The sequence below is a fragment of the Streptomyces chengmaiensis genome, from assembly GCF_029846775.1.
Taxonomy (GTDB): Bacteria; Actinomycetota; Actinomycetes; order Streptomycetales; family Streptomycetaceae; genus Streptomyces; species Streptomyces chengmaiensis.
Window position 1 is genome coordinate 45,583 of record NZ_JARWBG010000018.1, and the last position, 14,794, is coordinate 60,376.

16 protein-coding genes, 1 tRNA gene, 1 pseudogene and 1 riboswitch are annotated in these 14,794 nt (G+C 70.6%); of the genes and pseudogenes, 10 read left to right on the top strand and 8 right to left on the bottom strand.

The features are described from left to right. Nucleotides 1–23: 23 nt before the first annotated feature. From QCN29_RS17055 to bcp, 4 genes are all read right to left on the bottom strand, one after another. Nucleotides 24–107: transfer RNA gene (locus QCN29_RS17055), tRNA-Leu, on the bottom strand. A 50-nt stretch (nt 108–157) separates the two neighbouring features. Continuing rightward, nucleotides 158–667, bottom strand: coding sequence for an HNH endonuclease signature motif containing protein (locus QCN29_RS17060; RefSeq protein WP_279928990.1), 510 nt, complete (start codon nt 665–667; stop codon nt 158–160). Further along, complete coding sequence (locus QCN29_RS17065) at nt 664–1,320, bottom strand: HNH endonuclease signature motif containing protein (RefSeq protein WP_279928992.1); 657 nt, start codon at nt 1,318–1,320, stop codon at nt 664–666. Before QCN29_RS17065 ends, QCN29_RS17060 begins: the two co-directional genes overlap by 4 nt. A gap of 140 nt (nt 1,321–1,460) precedes the next feature. After that, nucleotides 1,461–1,928, bottom strand: coding sequence for a thioredoxin-dependent thiol peroxidase (gene bcp / locus QCN29_RS17070; RefSeq protein ID WP_279928994.1), 468 nt, complete (start codon nt 1,926–1,928; stop codon nt 1,461–1,463). Between the two features lie 126 nt (nt 1,929–2,054). Between bcp and QCN29_RS17075 the strand changes: the two genes are divergently transcribed. The 3 genes from QCN29_RS17075 (at nt 2,055) to QCN29_RS17085 (ending at nt 3,259) form a co-directional block, all read left to right on the top strand. Beyond that, nucleotides 2,055–2,375, top strand: coding sequence for a DUF3618 domain-containing protein (locus QCN29_RS17075; protein WP_240135619.1), 321 nt, complete (start codon nt 2,055–2,057; stop codon nt 2,373–2,375). A 91-nt stretch (nt 2,376–2,466) separates the two neighbouring features. Next, a complete protein-coding gene (locus QCN29_RS17080; protein WP_240135641.1) occupies nt 2,467–2,769 on the top strand; it encodes a GroES family chaperonin in 303 nt (100 codons plus the stop codon). A gap of 66 nt (nt 2,770–2,835) precedes the next feature. Next, nucleotides 2,836–2,901: riboswitch (guanidine-III (ykkC-III) riboswitch) on the top strand. A gap of 37 nt (nt 2,902–2,938) precedes the next feature. Then, the gene (locus QCN29_RS17085; protein WP_279928996.1) at nt 2,939–3,259 is read left to right on the top strand and encodes a DMT family transporter; all 321 of its coding nucleotides are present in this window, start codon (nt 2,939–2,941) and stop codon (nt 3,257–3,259) included. On the opposite strand, the gene QCN29_RS17090 is transcribed toward QCN29_RS17085, so the two are convergent. Then, on the bottom strand, nt 3,243–5,771 hold the full coding sequence (locus QCN29_RS17090; protein WP_279928998.1) for a transglycosylase domain-containing protein: 2,529 nt from the start codon (nt 5,769–5,771) through the stop codon (nt 3,243–3,245). The genes QCN29_RS17085 and QCN29_RS17090 overlap by 17 nt on opposite strands. Nucleotides 5,772–5,902: 131 nt before the next feature. Here QCN29_RS17090 and QCN29_RS17095 point away from each other — a divergent pair, with 131 nt between their 5' ends. From QCN29_RS17095 to QCN29_RS17115, 5 genes and pseudogenes are all read left to right on the top strand, one after another. Then, nucleotides 5,903–6,703 carry an ABC transporter permease gene (locus tag QCN29_RS17095; protein WP_279929000.1) on the top strand — a complete coding sequence of 267 codons (801 nt, stop codon included), beginning with the start codon at nt 5,903–5,905 and terminating at the stop codon, nt 6,701–6,703. Between the two features lie 25 nt (nt 6,704–6,728). Further along, the gene (locus QCN29_RS17100) at nt 6,729–7,589 is read left to right on the top strand and encodes an ABC transporter permease (protein ID WP_279929002.1); all 861 of its coding nucleotides are present in this window, start codon (nt 6,729–6,731) and stop codon (nt 7,587–7,589) included. Between the two features lie 61 nt (nt 7,590–7,650). Further along, nucleotides 7,651–8,610, top strand: a pseudogene (locus QCN29_RS17105) (ABC transporter ATP-binding protein); the annotation flags it as partial. A 318-nt stretch (nt 8,611–8,928) separates the two neighbouring features. Continuing rightward, a complete protein-coding gene (locus QCN29_RS17110) occupies nt 8,929–9,693 on the top strand; it encodes a DUF1707 domain-containing protein (RefSeq protein ID WP_279929094.1) in 765 nt (254 codons plus the stop codon). 107 nt (nt 9,694–9,800) lie between these two features. Next, nucleotides 9,801–11,126, top strand: coding sequence for a DUF445 domain-containing protein (locus QCN29_RS17115; protein ID WP_279929004.1), 1,326 nt, complete (start codon nt 9,801–9,803; stop codon nt 11,124–11,126). Between the two features lie 57 nt (nt 11,127–11,183). On the opposite strand, the gene QCN29_RS17120 is transcribed toward QCN29_RS17115, so the two are convergent. Together QCN29_RS17120 and QCN29_RS17125 are read right to left on the bottom strand one after the other, a co-directional pair. Further along, a complete protein-coding gene (locus tag QCN29_RS17120; RefSeq protein WP_279929006.1) occupies nt 11,184–12,065 on the bottom strand; it encodes a CHRD domain-containing protein in 882 nt (293 codons plus the stop codon). Nucleotides 12,066–12,448: 383 nt separating this feature from the next. Beyond that, the gene (locus QCN29_RS17125) at nt 12,449–13,252 is read right to left on the bottom strand and encodes an excalibur calcium-binding domain-containing protein (protein WP_279929008.1); all 804 of its coding nucleotides are present in this window, start codon (nt 13,250–13,252) and stop codon (nt 12,449–12,451) included. 224 nt (nt 13,253–13,476) lie between these two features. On the opposite strand from QCN29_RS17125, the gene QCN29_RS17130 reads away from it, so the two are divergent. Next, nucleotides 13,477–13,914: an SRPBCC family protein gene (locus QCN29_RS17130; RefSeq protein WP_279929010.1), complete on the top strand. Its 438-nt coding sequence runs from the start codon at nt 13,477–13,479 to the stop codon at nt 13,912–13,914. A gap of 22 nt (nt 13,915–13,936) precedes the next feature. After that, nucleotides 13,937–14,203, top strand: coding sequence for a DUF1876 domain-containing protein (locus QCN29_RS17135; protein ID WP_279929012.1), 267 nt, complete (start codon nt 13,937–13,939; stop codon nt 14,201–14,203). Nucleotides 14,204–14,255: 52 nt separating this feature from the next. Here QCN29_RS17135 and QCN29_RS17140 read toward each other — a convergent pair whose 3' ends face one another. Then, nucleotides 14,256–14,537, bottom strand: coding sequence for an acylphosphatase (locus tag QCN29_RS17140; protein WP_279929015.1), 282 nt, complete (start codon nt 14,535–14,537; stop codon nt 14,256–14,258). Nucleotides 14,538–14,794: the final 257 nt, after the last annotated feature.

A 14,794-nucleotide genomic window follows, 5' to 3' on the forward strand; every position in this document is an offset into this window, starting at 1 on the left:
CTTTGATTCGCAGGCCTTGCTCGTGCGGCGGAAGGGATTCGAACCCTCAAGCCCGATCAGGGGCCACAGATCCTAAGTCTGCTGTGTCGCCATTGCACCACCGCCGCCGGTTGCCAGTCATGGTACCGGCACTGCGAGCGGCGGCGGTCCAGTGGTGCTAGCCCCGCTTTGACCGAGTGCCCCCACGGCACCAGGTGCTGGTGATCGCATGGCAGTTGGGGCACAGCAGTCGCAGGTTCTCGGCGCGGTCGTCGCTCCAGTCGCCGTTGATGTGGTCGACCTCAAGGGTCATGTGCTTTCCGAGCCACTCTGGGCCGACTCCGCACTCGTCGCATTGCTCGGGAATGCCGATCTCACCAAGGGCTCGACGTAACAGCAGCGTTCTTGTGCGACGTGTTCCGTCGCGCTTCACCAGCACGGATTCGGCCGTCCTGCGAGGGATCGCCCCTGGTTTGCCTCGCATATGCGCCTGCCCCAGGAAGTGTGAGGTGTCGATGCCGTCCTCTGCCGTCCAGGCGCGAAACAGCGCCCTCTGACGGCCGTTGTCCGCTCGGCCCAGCCGCCGCAGCGTTTCCGCGATGGAGATGGACTGGGTCACCGCGTGGCGGAGGATGTCGGGTGCCGGGCGGGCGAGGTGCTTTCGTGTCGAGGGCTCTCCCGTGCTCAAGCCGCGTGCCTCCCTCGGCCTCGGCGGTTGCCGCGATAATTGTCGGTAACCGAGTGGCAGTTGGGGCAGAGGAAGCGCAGGTTCTCTATGCGGTTGTTGCGCCAGTCGCCGTCGATGTGGTCCACCTCCAGTGACAGTGGGCGACCCCGCCAGTTCGGCCCCGTGTCACACGACGAGCAGCGCTCTTCGAGACCGACGAGAAGCATTGCCTTCCTGAGTCGGTCGCGCTGCACCCGCCGGGCGCTCGAAGGATCCTGCTCGACCAGCAGTTCCTCTGGCGAGAGGGGGGCTTGCCCCGCGCGTCGCCCTCCCCTGCCGTGCGGGGTGAAGTGTGAGGTGTCGATGCCCAAGGCCTTGACCCGACGGCTGATGTGGGTGTGCTGACCGCCCACCGCATCGAGCCCCAGCCGTCTCAGCACCTCGTACATGGTCGTCGACGCGGCCACAGCCGCCTCCAGCGTCTCCCTCGTCCAGCGGCGGCCTTCCCGTTCGAAGTGAGAGGTGTCGACGTCCAGGCGTTTCATGCGCTCGCGGAGGTAGATCCTGGAAGGGCTCTGTGGATCGACCCCGAGTTTGGTCAGTGCCTCGGAGAGTGTCCGTGAGGTCCTTGCCGCTTCGGCAAGGACCTCACGGGTGTACGGGCTTGTCGGCATCGGCGCCCCCTCCGTTCCGGCCGTGCGTTCGCAGCCTCGTACGGAGTAACGAGCCGAATATCGGATGGATACGTCCGAAATGCGGAATGGTCCGCACCGCTTGCGCGCGGTGCGGACCATTCCCCGAGGCGGGCCCGTACTCAGATGCCCAGGTCCTTGATGATCTTGGCGACGTGGCCGGTGGCCTTGACGTTGTAGAGGGCGCGTTCGACCTTGCCGTCCTCGTCCACGACGACCGTGGAGCGGATCACGCCGGTCACCGTCTTGCCGTACAGCTTCTTCTCGCCGAAGGCGCCGTACGCCGCCAGGACCTCCTTCGAGGGGTCTCCGACGAGGGTGACCTTCAGCGACTCCTTGTCGCGGAACTTCGCCAGCTTCTCCGGCTTGTCCGGGGAGACGCCGATCACGTCGTAGCCCGCCTCGGCGAGCAGGTCCAGGTTGTCCGTGAAGTCGCAGGCCTGCTTGGTGCAGCCGGGAGTAAGAGCCGCCGGGTAGAAGTAGACGATCACCTTGCGGCCGCGGTGGCCGGCGAGCGACATCTCGTTGCCGTCCGCGTCGGGCAGGGTGAAGTCCGGGGCCGGGTCGCCGGGCTGGAGGCGCTCGCTCATGGTGCTCCTTGGGGGAGGTGAGGGTGTACGCCGTCGAGCGTAATAGGGGTGCCGTGGGGTGCGGGGCCGGTCGAGCTGACAGACTGTCGAGGAAGGAATGCCGGATACGACGACGGAGGCAGCGCGGTGTCGGACGCCAGGACCCCTGCGCAGATCGAAGCGGACATCGTCCGCAGGCGCGAGCAGCTCGCCGGGACACTCGACGAGATCGGGGTGCGGATGCACCCCAAGACGGTCATCGGCGACGCCAAAGCCAAGATCGCGTCCACTGTGGACCGAACCGCGGGCCGGGCTTTCGTCACCGTCAACCGCACCGTCTCCGACATGCGGTCGAAGTTCGTCGACGAGGAGGGCGCCCCGCGTCTGGAGCGGGTCGTGCCCGTGGCGCTGGTGGTCGTGGGCCTCGTGGGGCTGTACGCGATGTCGGCGAAGCGGCGGCGGGCGTGACCCTCGCGGGCGCACCGCGGGCGCGGGCAGGTAGGTTCGACGCGTGAGCGAGAACACCCACCACGAGCACCACGACAAGCTGCCCATCCGGATGCTGCACGACCGCGTGCTGGTGCGTACGGACATTCCGGAGGGCGAGCGGCGTTCCAGCGGCGGCATCGTCATCCCGGCGACCGCGGCCGTGGGCCGGCGGCTCGGCTGGGCGGAGGTGGTCGCCGTCGGGCAGAACGTACGGACCGTGGAGCCGGGCGACCGGGTGCTGTACGACCCTGAGGACCGTGCCGAGGTCGAGGTTCGCGGCGTGGCGTATGTGCTGATGCGGGAGCGCGATCTGCACGCGGTGGCCGCCGACCGCTTCCAGGGGTCTGAGGACACCACCGGTCTCTATTTGTGAGGCTGTATTTGTGAGGCTGTGAAGCGCGGTAGGGCCTGGTGGCTGGTGTCACCAGGCCCTTTCGCCGTTGTTTGCTAGGTTTGAGGGACCCGACGAGACGCGCCGTACCGGGACCCGAAAAGACGACGCACCCCTGAAGTTCCGCGTTCGAGGTTCCGGAGGTGCCGTCATGGCCTGGGTTCTGCTCGTCGTCGCCGGTCTGCTGGAGGTCGGCTGGTCGGTCGGGATGAAGTTCACCGAGGGGTTCACCCGCCTGTGGCCGAGTGTGTTCACCGGCGCGGGGATCGTCGCGAGCATGTTGCTGCTGTCGTATGCGGCGAAGTCGCTGCCCATCGGCACGGCGTACGGCGTCTGGGTCGGCATCGGCGCGGCGGGCGCGGCGGTGGTCGGGATGACGGTGCTCGGCGAGCCTGCGACCGCCGCGCGGATCTTCTTCGTCTCTCTGCTGCTGGTGGCGGTGGTGGGGCTGAAGGCTACCTCGGGTCACTGAGAGGCTCGTTGAGCGGCCCGCTGGGAGGGCCGCCGTAAGGGGCCCCCGGGGGATCGCCGAAAGGGTCCCCCAGGGGATCGCCGTGGGGATCGGTGAGGGGCCCCGAGAGCGGGCTGCCGGGTGCGGCGCCGGGCGGGCCGGCGAGTCGGCCGGCGGACTGGTCGGCGGGTGCGCCGGGTCGCTGCGGCTGACCGGGGTGGGCCGCCTGGGGCCGGGCCGCCTGAGGCTGCGCGGCGGGGGGCTGGTCGGCGGGGGGCTGGTCGGCTTCGCCCATCGGCCCTGCCTGCACCGCCGCGAACGGCTCGTCCGACGGCGTCTCCGGCATGCCCGCGGCAGCCTCCTCGGTCAGCTGCTCCGTCTCTCCGTAGGGGTACTGCTCCCATGGGCCGTCGAAGCCCTCCCAGGGCTCCGGGTGTTCCGGGGGGAGCCCGTCCGCCATGCCCTCCGGGAGCTCCAGGTCAAAGTCCCGGACCTCGTGGCCGTCCAGGGCCGCGGCCGTGAACTGCCCCCAGATCCGGGCGGGCGGCCCGCCGCCGTTGACGCGGGGCAGCCCCAGCGCCCCGTAGAGGGGTTCCTGTGCGTTGGTGGCGGGGTCCTGGCCCATCATCGCGATGACGGTCGCCAGGTCCGGGGTGTAGCCCGCGAACCAGGCGGCCCGGTCCTCCTCCGCCGTGCCGGTCTTGCCCGCCGCGGGACGGCCCGCGGCCTGCGCCGCCGTGCCGGTGCCGGAGTCGACGACGCCGCGCAGCATCGCGGTCGTCGTGTCAGCGGCCTGCCTGCTGACGGTCTGCTTTCCGGGACCGGCGGGCAGCCGCACCTCCGCCCCGTTCTTGGTGATCTTCTCGACGATCGTGTACGCGTCGTGTGCGCCTTGTCTGCCGTGGTTGGCGAGGGTCGCGTAGGCCACTGCCATGTCCAGGACGCTGGCGGTGGCCGGGCCGAGGGCGATGGAGGGGGAGGCCTTCAGGTCGGGGGTGGTGCGGGGCAGGCCGAGGTCGATGGCGGTCTGTTTCACCCGTGCGGGGCCGACGTCCACCGCCATCTGCGCGTAGACGGCGTTGACGGAGCGGTCGGTGGCGGTGCTGACGGTGATGGGCCCGTACGAGGCGTCGTCCTCGTTCTCGGGGGCGTACGGCTTTCCGCGCCAGCCCTCGACGGCGCGCTGGTTCGTGCCGTCGTAGAGGGTGCCGGGGGTGATGCGGCGGCCGTCCTGGGTGGTGGCGCCGTGCTGGACGGCGGCGGCGAAGACGAAGGGTTTGAAGGTGGAGCCGACCTGGTAGTCGCGGCGGGTGGCGTTGTTGACGTACTGCTCGGTGTAGTCGACGCCGCCGTAGAGGGCGACGACCTTGCCGGAGGGCGGGTCGATGGCGACGCCGCCGATGCGTACGGCGTCGTCCTCGGCCCGGCTGCCGGGGTCGAGTCTGGAGATCACCTGTTCCTCGACGGCCTGGACGAGGGCGTCCTGCCGGGGACGCTGCAGGGTGGTGGTGATCCGGTAGCCGCCGGCGGCCAGGGCATCGGGGTCGATGATCTTGTTGCTGGTCAGGTACTCCTCGACCGTCTGGACGATATAGCCCCGCTGGCCGGACAGTCCGCCCGCGGGCTTGGCCTTGCGGGGCGGGGGGAATGTCATGGCGGCCCGTTCGGCCGGGCTGAGCCACTGCTCCTTGACCATGCCGTCGAGGACGTAGTTCCAGCGGGCCAGGGCTGCGGGTCGGTTGCCGGGGCGGGCGGCGACGTCGTAGGCGCTGGGGGCGTTGAGGAGCGCGGCGAGGTACGCGCCCTCGGCGGTGTCGAGGTCCTCGGCGTCCTTGCCGTAGTACGACTGGGCTGCGGCCTGGATGCCGTAGGCGTTGCGCCCGAAGTAGCTGGTGTTGAGGTAGCCCTGCAGGATGTCGTGCTTGCTCGCCTCGCGGCTCAGCTTGAGGGCGATGAAGAACTCCTTCACCTTGCGGGTGATGGTGCGGTCCTGCTTCAGGTAGTAGTTCTTGACGTACTGCTGGGTGATCGTGGAGCCGGACTGGGTGCCCTTGCCGGTGAGCGTGTTCCAGCCGGCGCGGAGCATGGCCTTGGGGGCGACGGCGCTCTGTGTGTAGAAGCCCCGGTCCTCGGCGGCCAGTACGGCCTGCTGGACCGTCAGGGGCACCTGGGCGAGGGGTACGTTCTCGCGGTTGACCTCGCCGTCGCGGACGATCTGGGCGCCGTCCTCGTAGTAGTAGACGTTGGACTGCGCGGTGGCCGCGGCGTTGGCGGGCGGGATGTCGACGAGCAGGTAGCCGACTGCGAAGGCGGCGAGGAGGAGCAGGGGGCCGGCGAGGAGCGAGCCGAGCACCATGCGGCGGGTGGGGATGAGCCGGCGCAGGCCGGTGCGGCGGGTGCGGGCCTCCCCGGCGGTTTGCCACGCGGTTTGCCACGCGGTTTGTGACGCGGCGTCTGCGGCGGGTGGCGGTCCTACGGCGGTGGCGTCCCTGGGCGTCCAGCCCTGACCCGGTTCCCGCGGCGCTTCGCTCATGCCTCCCATACTGCACATTTCATCGCAAAATCCAATGAACCGTCAGGCCGCTGTCCGGGCGTAAATGGGTCGCGGAGGGCCGGCGGCCCCGCTAGCGTCGTGCGCTTTGGCGAGGAAGGGGGGAGGGCGCGGTGCGGCTGTACGCGGTCGTCGCGGCGGGCGGGTTCCGCCGCTATGCGACGTACCGGGTGGCGACGGCGGCGGGGATGCTCACCAATGTGGTCTTCGGCTTCATCCTGGCGTACACGTATGTCGCCCTGTGGGAGCAGCGGCCGCGGCTTGGCGGTTACGACCTTCCGGAGGCGCTCACCTATGTGTGGCTTGGGCAGGCGCTGCTGATGGCCTGCGCCATGATGGGCGGCGGTTTCGAGGACGAGCTGATGGAGCGGATCCGCTCTGGCGACATCGCTGTCGACCTGTACCGTCCTGTGGACCTCCAGCTGTGGTGGCTGGCCGGTGATCTGGGGCGGGCGGCCTTTCATCTGGTGGCCCGGGGGGTCGTCCCGGTCGCGCTGGGCGCGCTGGCCTTTGATCTGGCGCTGCCCGCCTCCCCGCTGACCTGGCTGGCTTCCCTGGTGTCGGTGGTGCTGGGGGTGTTGGTCAGCTTCGCGGTGCGGTTCTTGGCAGCGCTCAGTGCGTTCTGGCTGCTGGACGGGGCGGGGGTGCTCCAGCTCTGCTGGCTGGCGGGCCTGTTCTTCTCGGGGATGCTGCTGCCGCTCACGCTGTTCCCGGGGGTGTTGGGGGAGGTGGCGAGGGCCCTGCCCTGGTCGTCGCTGCTCCAGGTGCCGGCCGATGTGCTGCTGGGCAAGCGCACCGGCTGGGAGCTGGCGCAGGCGTACGCCTTCCAGGGCGGCTGGGCGCTGGTGCTGCTGGCGGCGGGGCGGGTGCTGCAGTCGGCGGCCACCCGGAGGGTGGTGGTCCAGGGTGGTTGACGGGCGGTCTGAGGGCGCCTTCCGGGTGGTTGACGGGCGGTCTGAGGGCGCCTCCGGGGCGGCCGACGGCGCTTGCGGGACGGTGCGGCACGGGCTGCGCGTGTACCGGCTCACCGTGGCCATGTGGATCCGCTCCACGATGACCTACCGCGTGTCCTTCGCGATGACGACGTTCGGCAACTTCGCGGCGACCGCCTTCGACTTCGCCGCCATCCTGCTGATGTTCACCCATGTGGATGCGCTGGGCGGCTACTCGCTGCCCGAGATCGCGCTGCTGTACGGGGCCGCCGGGACGTCTTTCGGCATCGTCGATCTGCTGCTCGGCACGGTGGACCGGATGGGGCGGCGGGTGCGCGACGGGACGCTGGACACGCTGCTGGTGCGCCCGGCGCCGGTGCTGGTCCAGGTGGCGGCGGACCGGTTCGCACTGCGTCGGCTGGGCCGCATCACCCAGGGGCTGCTGGTGCTCGGCTACGGCCTGTTCGCGCTGGACGTCGACTGGACCGTGTCGCGGGTGCTGACCGTGGTGCTGATGCTGCTGGGCGGGGCGGGGATCTTCGGGGCGCTGTTCGTCGGCGGGGCCGCGTTCCAGTTCTTCGCGCAGGATGCCGCGGAGGTGCAGAACTCCTTCACGTACGGAGGGAACACCCTGCTGCAGTATCCGCCGACGATCTTCGCGCGGGATCTGGTGCGCGGTGTCACGTTCGTCGTGCCGCTGGCGTTCGTGAACTGGCTGCCCGCGATGCATGTGCTGGGGCGGCCCTATCCGCTGGATCTGCCGCAGTGGACGGCCTTTGCGTCGCCGCTGGTGGCGGCGGGGTGCTGCGCCCTGGCGGGGCTTGCGTGGCGGGCGGGGCTGCGCGCCTACCGCAGCACGGGGAACTGACCGCAGCACGGGGAACTGACCGCGGCACGGAGAACCGGGCCGTGTCGACCGAGGGGACGGATTGCGGGTGGATTTCATCGAGTTGGACGGCGTCGAGAAGGTGTTCGAGGTGCGGCGTCGGGGCGTGGGGCGGCGGTGGCGGCGCGAGCGGCGGCTGGTGCGGGCCGTCGACGGGCTCAGCTTCACCGTGCCGCGCGGTGAGATGGTCGGCTACATCGGCCCGAACGGCGCGGGCAAGTCGACCACGGTGAAGATGCTGACGGGCATCCTCACGCCGAGCGCGGGGCGGCTGCGGGTCGCGGGCATCGACCCTTCGCGGGAGCGCACCCGGCTGGCGCAGCGGATCGGCGTGGTGTTCGGGCAGCGTACGACCCTGTGGTGGGATCTGCCGCTGAAGGACTCGTACCGGCTGATGCACCGGATGTACCGGATCCCGGACGGGCGTTTCCGGGAGAACCTGGACCGCTGTGTGGAACTCCTCGATCTGGGAGGGCTGTTGGGCGTGCCGGTGCGGCAGCTCTCCCTGGGCCAGCGGATGCGGGGCGACATCGCGGCGGCCCTGCTGCACGACCCGGACGTGCTCTATCTCGACGAGCCGACCATCGGCCTCGATGTGGTCTCCAAGGCGAAGGTGCGGGAGTTCCTGCGGGACCTGAACGCGGAGCGCGGCACGACCGTTCTGCTGACCACGCACGATCTGACCGACATCGAGCAGCTGTGCCGCCGGGTGATGGTCATCGACCACGGGCGGCTGGTGTACGACGGGCCGACGGCCGGGCTGCACGACGTGGGCCGGAGCGAGCGGACGCTGATCGTGGACCTGGAGCGGGAGCTGCCGCCCGTCACGCTGCCGGGGGCGCGGACGGTGCGGGTGGAGGGGCCGCGGCAGTGGCTGGCGTTCCCGGCCTCGGCTTCGGCGGCTCCGCTGGTGGCCGCGCTGGCGGCGGAGTACCCGCTGGTGGATCTGTCGGTGCGGGAGCCGGACATCGAGGCGGTGATCGCGAGGATGTACGAGGAGCGGCGCGGTGACGGGGGCGTCGGGGCGGACGGTGAGGCCGTGTGCCCCGGGGCCGCGTCGCCTGCGGCGGATCTCTCCCCGCCCCTTCCCGCTCCTCCCGGCTCCTTCCCGAACCGGGGCACGGCCGACGGCGGCTCCGCCCCAGACCCCGCTGCTCAAACGCAGGAGGGGCTGAATCTCAGCCCGTCCGGCGACTGAGGGCACGGCCGAAGGCCGTTCAGGGGGCCTGGGGGCTTGCCGCCGGTCATGGGAAGGGGCGTGGAGGGGAAAGAACGTCCGGACACCGCCTAGGCTGCCGGTATGGCGAACGAACTCCCCGAGATGCGGGCTTCCGATGCGGAACGAGAGCGGGTGGCCGAGCGGCTGCGGGACGCCGTCGCGGAGGGCCGGCTCGACATGGAGGAGTTCGAGGAGCGGCTGGATGCGGCCTACAAGGCCCGTACTCACGGGGATCTGGAGCCGCTTGTACGGGATCTTCCCGCGCCCGCGGATGCGGGCGGGGCCCAGCCCGCGCCGTCCGGCGACCGCTCGCCCGGCGGATGGGCCCGGCGCATCGGCGGTACGGGCACCTCCAGGATGGCGTTCGCCTGCTGCGGGGGTTTCGGGCGCAAGGGCGGCTGGACCGTGGGCCGCAGGTTCACGGCGTTCACGCTGATGGGCGGCGGGGAGCTGGATCTGCGCGATGCCCGCTTCGAGGACCGGGAGGTGGTGATCCGCTGCTTCTCGATCATGGGCGGCGTCCATGTCGTCGTCCCGCCCGATCTGAACGTCGACGTCACCGGCATCGGCCTTATGGGCGGCTTCGGCGAGTCCGGTTCCGTGGAGGCCGCGCCGGATCCGGCCGCGCCGCGGGTCACCGTCACCGGCTTTGCGCTGATGGGCGGTGTCGGAGTGGAGCGCAAGCGCACAAAGGCGGAGAAGCGGCGGCTCAAGGCCGAGCGGGCCGAGCAGGTCGAGAGTGCCGAGCGGGCCGAGCAGGTCGAGAGTGCCGAGCAGGCCGAGCAGGTCGAGAGTGCCGAGCAGGCCGAGCGGGAGCGGAAGCCACGGCTGGACAAGGGCGAGGACGGCCCGAGGGAACTCGACTGACCCGGGAACTCAGATCACGCTCCGGGAGTACCTGATATAGGGACAATGCGTACGGCGCACGTGTGCGCGGACGTTCGACGTCGACGGGGCTGGACGGGTGGAGCGGCATGGAGACTGCTGAGCGGGGCGGCACACGGGCCGGCGGCGGCGTGCCGGCGGCCGGACTTCCCGGCTTCGCGTACACCGAGGCCGACGCAGAGAAGCAGCGCGGCGTCCGTCGTATGAAAGCCACCGCGACCGGCATGCTGCTGCTCGTCGCCCTGGTCTTCGCCCTTGCGACCTGGGGAGAGAACGCCGGGCTCGGCGGCTGGACCGGGTATGTCGCGGCCGCGGCGGAGGCGGGCATGGTGGGTGCGCTGGCCGACTGGTTCGCGGTCACCGCGCTGTTCCGGCGGCCGCTCGGGCTGCCCATTCCGCACACGGCGATCATCCCGACGAAGAAGGACCAGCTGGGCGCCGCGCTCGGCTCGTTCGTCGGGGAGAACTTCCTGTCGGGCGAAGTCGTACGGGCCCGGTTGCGCGCCATGGGCATCGGCCGCCGCCTGGGGGCGTGGCTGGCCCATCCCGACCACGCCGACCGGGTCACCGCCGAGCTGTCCACGGCGCTGCGCGGCGCGCTGACCGTGCTGCGCGACTCCGATGTGCAGGCGGTGGTGGGGGAGGCGATCACCCGGCGCGCCGACGCCGCGGAGGTCGCGCCCGGCATCGGCAAGACCCTGGAGAAGGTCGTCTCCGACGGCGCCCATCACCGGGCGGTCGACCTGATCTGCGCCCGCGCCCACGACTGGCTGGTCCTGCACGCGGACTCGGTGATGGACGCGGTGGAGGGCGGGGCCCCCGGCTGGACCCCGCGGTTCGTCGACCGGAAGGTCGGCGAGCGGGTCTACAAGGAGCTGCTGCGCTTCGTCACCGAGATGCGGGACATGCGCGGGCACCCGGCCCGCGGTGCGATCGACCGCTTCCTGACGGACTTCGCCACCGACTTGCAGGCGGACACGGACACCCGGGCGCGGGTCGAGCGGATGAAGTCCGAGCTGCTGTCGCGCTCGGAGGTGCAGGATGTGATCGCCTCGGCTTGGGGCAACGTCCGCACCATGATCATCTCGGCGGCGGAGGACGACCGCAGCGAACTGCGGCTGCGCGCCCGCGCCTCCCTGCTGTCGCTGGGCGCGCGGCTGGCGACGGACAGCCGGCTCCAGTCGAAGCTGGACGGGTGGGTCGAAGACGCGGCGGTGTATGTGGTGACGACGTACCGGCACGAGATCACCGCGCTGATCTCGGAGACGATCGCCAGCTGGGACGCGGAGCACACCTCGCGGAAGATCGAGGCGCATATCGGGCGGGATCTGCAGTTCATCAGGATCAACGGCACGGTGGTGGGTGCGCTGGCGGGGCTGGTCATCTACACGGTGGCGCATGCGCTGGGCGCGTGACCCGCTCCCTCGTGCGGTTCACGCGCCTCACGCGCCCGGTTGCCGCCGGAGGGCCGCTCAGCGGAAGAACTGCCCGCGGACGGCCCCGTCCGGGAACTCACTCGTGTGGATGTTGGAGTAGTAGTCCGACGGGTTGGCGCGGACGCGCTGGACGACGTCCGGGCTCTGACCGGTGAGCCGCCCGGAGACGGCGAAGATCCCGTCCGGCACGGGCCGGTTGAACAAGCTGAAGACGACATCGCCGTTCTTGCCGAAGCCGCCCTGGTGGACATGGCCGAGCGTGGGGCTCTTGATGTTGATCCAGGCGAGTGAGTAGTCGACGTTCCTGCCCTTGGGGTGCAGGAAGGTCACAGCGTGCCCGTCGGGGTCGCCGACCTTGGACGCGTCGTTCTTCGGCACCTCCTGACCGCCGTTGGCCAGCGCCCGCAGCTTCCCGCCCTTGATGACGGTCAGCGGGTCGATGTTCCGCTTCAGCGGCTGGAGCTGGCCGCGGACGGCCCCGCCGGGGAACTCCGCGCTGTGCAGGTTCACATAGAAGCCCGAGGGGTTGCTGCGGATGCCGTGGGCCAGTGCGGCGTCGTCGACGGTTACCTGCCCGGCGGCGGAGTGCACGGTGTCGGGCATCGCGGAGCCGAACAGCGGAACCCTGACCTCGCCGTTCTGGCCGGCGGCGCCCTGGTGGACATGGCCGAGCGTGGGTACGAACCCCTTCCACTGGATTGCGAAGGTCACCCGGTCGCCCTTGACCCTGACGAGGGCGACGGCCTTTCCGTCGGGGTCGTTCACGGCGGGGCCGCCGGGCACGGGCACTTCGTCGGCGCCGGAGAGCGTTGCGGTGAAGGTGTCGGCGCGCCCGCCGTGCCCGTCATCCGCGACGGCGGGCGCAAAGCCCGCCACGCCGACGACAGTCGTCGCCGTGATCGCTGCGGTCGTCGTCATGGCAGCCATTCGCTTGTGCACTCTTCTGGTCCTCCCGTTCGCGGTCAGCCGTTCGGCCGGTCGTGTTCGGGATACGAGCCCTGGAGGACCCCCGGTTCAAAGAATTCTGATTTCTCCCTGAATTGAACCGGGGGCGAGTCCGGCTCGTGGCTCCTGCATACGCTCCGCTCCGTCAATCGGCTGCCAATCGGCTGCGGATTCACCACGGGCAAGCACGGAGCAAGCCCATAGCGAGCACGGAGCAAGCCCGGAGCAAGCACAGAGCGAGCCCGAGGCGCACCGACTGCCGGGAGCGAGCCCGAGGCGCACCGACTGCCGGGAGCGCGGCCTGCGCTCACCGGCGCACCGACGGCTCAGTCAGATCTCGCTCACGGCTCACTGCGTCATTCGCAGCCGACGCCGTCGCCGTCGCGGTCGAGGTGGCTTCCGTATCCGGGGTCGCCGCGGTGCACGGGCGCCGCTCCGGCGGCGCGGGCGGCGTCGCAGTTCTTGTAGTACGTACTGCCCCCGCCTCCGCTTCCTCCGCTGGACGACCCTCCGCTGGACGACCCTCCGTTGGACCCGCCCGTCGATCCGCCGCTCGATCCGCTGTACGGCTCGCAGCCGACGCCGTCGCCGTCGCGGTCGAGGTGGCTTCCGTATCCGGGGTCGCCGCGGTGCACCGGTGCGGCCCCGGCGGCGCGGGCGGCGTCGCAGTTGCGATAGGAGACCGGGGGAGGAGCCGTCACGTTGATGCGCACGACGGCGGTGCCGCCCGTGCCGCCGTCCTGCGGTTTGACCCGGTAGGTGAACTCGTCTGGCCCGCTGTAGCCGGCCGTCGGCCGGTATGCGATGCGCGCGCCGTCGACGGTGGCGGTGCCGTGGCCGGGTACGGCGTCGACGGTCAGGTCCAGGTCCAGGCCCTCCGTGGCGCCCGACGGCGATGTGACCGTGTCGTTGTCCAGCACCGCGATCACGATCCGCTCGCCGGCCTCCGCAGTGTCCTCGTCGTCGCTCAGGGAGAACGACCAGGTGGGCGTGGGGCTCGGCGTCGGGCTCGCCGTCTCGGACGCCGCGGTCTCCAGCGGCGTGCCGCTGACCGCGGACGGATCGGCTGCCCCGGCCTTCTCGCCCTCCGTGCCGCCCGTGCCGCCTCCGCAGCCCACGGCTGAGATCCCCAGCGCCACAGCCGTAGCGATCAGCCGCACGCGTCCCGCTGTCCTTCTGGTCCCCGTGCGTATCTTCCCAGTGTTCATAAGCCCCCCAAGGCTCCCCGGTACGGATGAAACGGAAGAAGGGCCTGATGCTTCCATGCCGCTCGGGGCGGCGTGCCCGCCGTAATCAAGCTGTGACGGCATGTGTCTGTCGCATACGCCTGCGTTGCGGCGGCGGGCTGTGGGGACGCACCCTGGAAGAAGACAGGGAGACCGTCATGCCCACACTTGAGGAACAGATCGACATCAAAGCGTCCGGAGACGCGGTCTGGAACCAGTTGCACCAGGTCGAGGACTACCCCCGGTTCGTCGAAGGCTGCCGCGACGCGCGGCGTGAGGGAACGACCGGGGTTCATCTGGACGTCGACACCCACGGCACGGCCCACGGCATCGACGCCGACACCCAGGACCTGCGCCCGCAGTCCACGATGACCTGGCGGACCACGGACGGCTCGCATCTGCGCGGCTCCGTCTCACTCCTGCCGATCGACTCGGACCACACCAGAGTGCAGGTACGCATGGAGTACGACCCTCACGAGGCGCACAGTGCCTTCGGGGGCCCCAAGGGCTTCGCCCAGTCCTCCGCGATCGAGCGGATGGTCCGCGAGGACCTTCAGCAGTTCAAGGACCTGGTGGAGTCACACCCCACCAAATGACGCACGGCGCAGGTGATCCGTCATGACGATGCAGCACTGGAACATCGACTTGTCGTTCGAAGAGGACGGGACGCGTACCGCGTGCAAGGCCTCGCTCAGCGGACCGGAGGCACCAGCGGTCCAGGGCATGGGCGTGGCCAGGCGCAATCCCGCCGACACCCCGGACGCCAAGATAGGCGAAGAGCTCGCAGCGGCCCGCGCCTGCTCCGAACTGGCCCACGAGCTCGTGGGCCGGGCAGCCGCGGACGTGGAGAGCCACACCCACAGACCGGCCGACCTCAACATCTGACCATCTTCCCGACGGCGCGGGGCCGCTCTCTCCCCCTCACCCCGGCCCCGCGTCACCGCACGCTGGGCAGCACCTCGAACCCACTCGCACCCTCGGGGGCCTCGTCCCGCACCTCGACCCGTTCCACCACAGCGGCGGCAGGGCCCCTTCGCGCCCACCGCACCAGCGCCTCGACGCCGCCCTCATCCCCCTCGAACACGGCCTCGACCTCCCCCCACCCCACGTTCCGCACCCACCCGGCGACCCCGTGCTCCTGGGCGGTCTGCCGACACGTGTCCCGAAAGAACACACCCTGCACAACCCCGCCGACCACGACACGCTTTCGCACGACCATGCCCCGGATGCTATGAGCCCCACGGCCCGATCCGGGGCATTCCCCTGGCGCGCCGACCCAACTCAGGCGCTTCGCTCTCGTCGTGCGCTGCGCTATCTCGAAGCCGTGCCAGTACGGCGGCCGACCGGCGTATCGGGCCAGGCTAGCGAGACGGCGAGGTCGGCCGGATCACAGGCGGACGACGCCGACGCGCGGAACACGGAAGCGGCCCGCGACACGTTCCCCATGCGCCTCGACCTGACGGTGACTTCGGCCGG

Excerpts from the sequence above, each read along its gene's own strand:
- QCN29_RS17065 (WP_279928992.1), bottom strand. The coding sequence starts at position 1,320 with ATGCCGACAAGCCCGTACACCCGTGAGGTCCTTGCCGAAGCGGCAAGG.
- bcp (WP_279928994.1), bottom strand. The coding sequence starts at position 1,928 with ATGAGCGAGCGCCTCCAGCCCGGCGACCCGGCCCCGGACTTCACCCTG.
- QCN29_RS17080 (WP_240135641.1), top strand. The coding sequence starts at position 2,467 with ATGCTGCACGACCGCGTGCTGGTGCGTACGGACATTCCGGAGGGCGAG.
- QCN29_RS17085 (WP_279928996.1), top strand. The coding sequence starts at position 2,939 with ATGGCCTGGGTTCTGCTCGTCGTCGCCGGTCTGCTGGAGGTCGGCTGG.
- QCN29_RS17090 (WP_279928998.1), bottom strand. The coding sequence starts at position 5,771 with ATGAGCGAAGCGCCGCGGGAACCGGGTCAGGGCTGGACGCCCAGGGAC.
- QCN29_RS17110 (WP_279929094.1), top strand. The coding sequence starts at position 8,929 with ATGCGGGCTTCCGATGCGGAACGAGAGCGGGTGGCCGAGCGGCTGCGG.
- QCN29_RS17115 (WP_279929004.1), top strand. The coding sequence starts at position 9,801 with ATGGAGACTGCTGAGCGGGGCGGCACACGGGCCGGCGGCGGCGTGCCG.
- QCN29_RS17120 (WP_279929006.1), bottom strand. The coding sequence starts at position 12,065 with ATGACGACGACCGCAGCGATCACGGCGACGACTGTCGTCGGCGTGGCG.
- QCN29_RS17130 (WP_279929010.1), top strand. The coding sequence starts at position 13,477 with ATGCCCACACTTGAGGAACAGATCGACATCAAAGCGTCCGGAGACGCG.
- QCN29_RS17135 (WP_279929012.1), top strand. The coding sequence starts at position 13,937 with ATGACGATGCAGCACTGGAACATCGACTTGTCGTTCGAAGAGGACGGG.
- QCN29_RS17140 (WP_279929015.1), bottom strand. The coding sequence starts at position 14,537 with ATGGTCGTGCGAAAGCGTGTCGTGGTCGGCGGGGTTGTGCAGGGTGTG.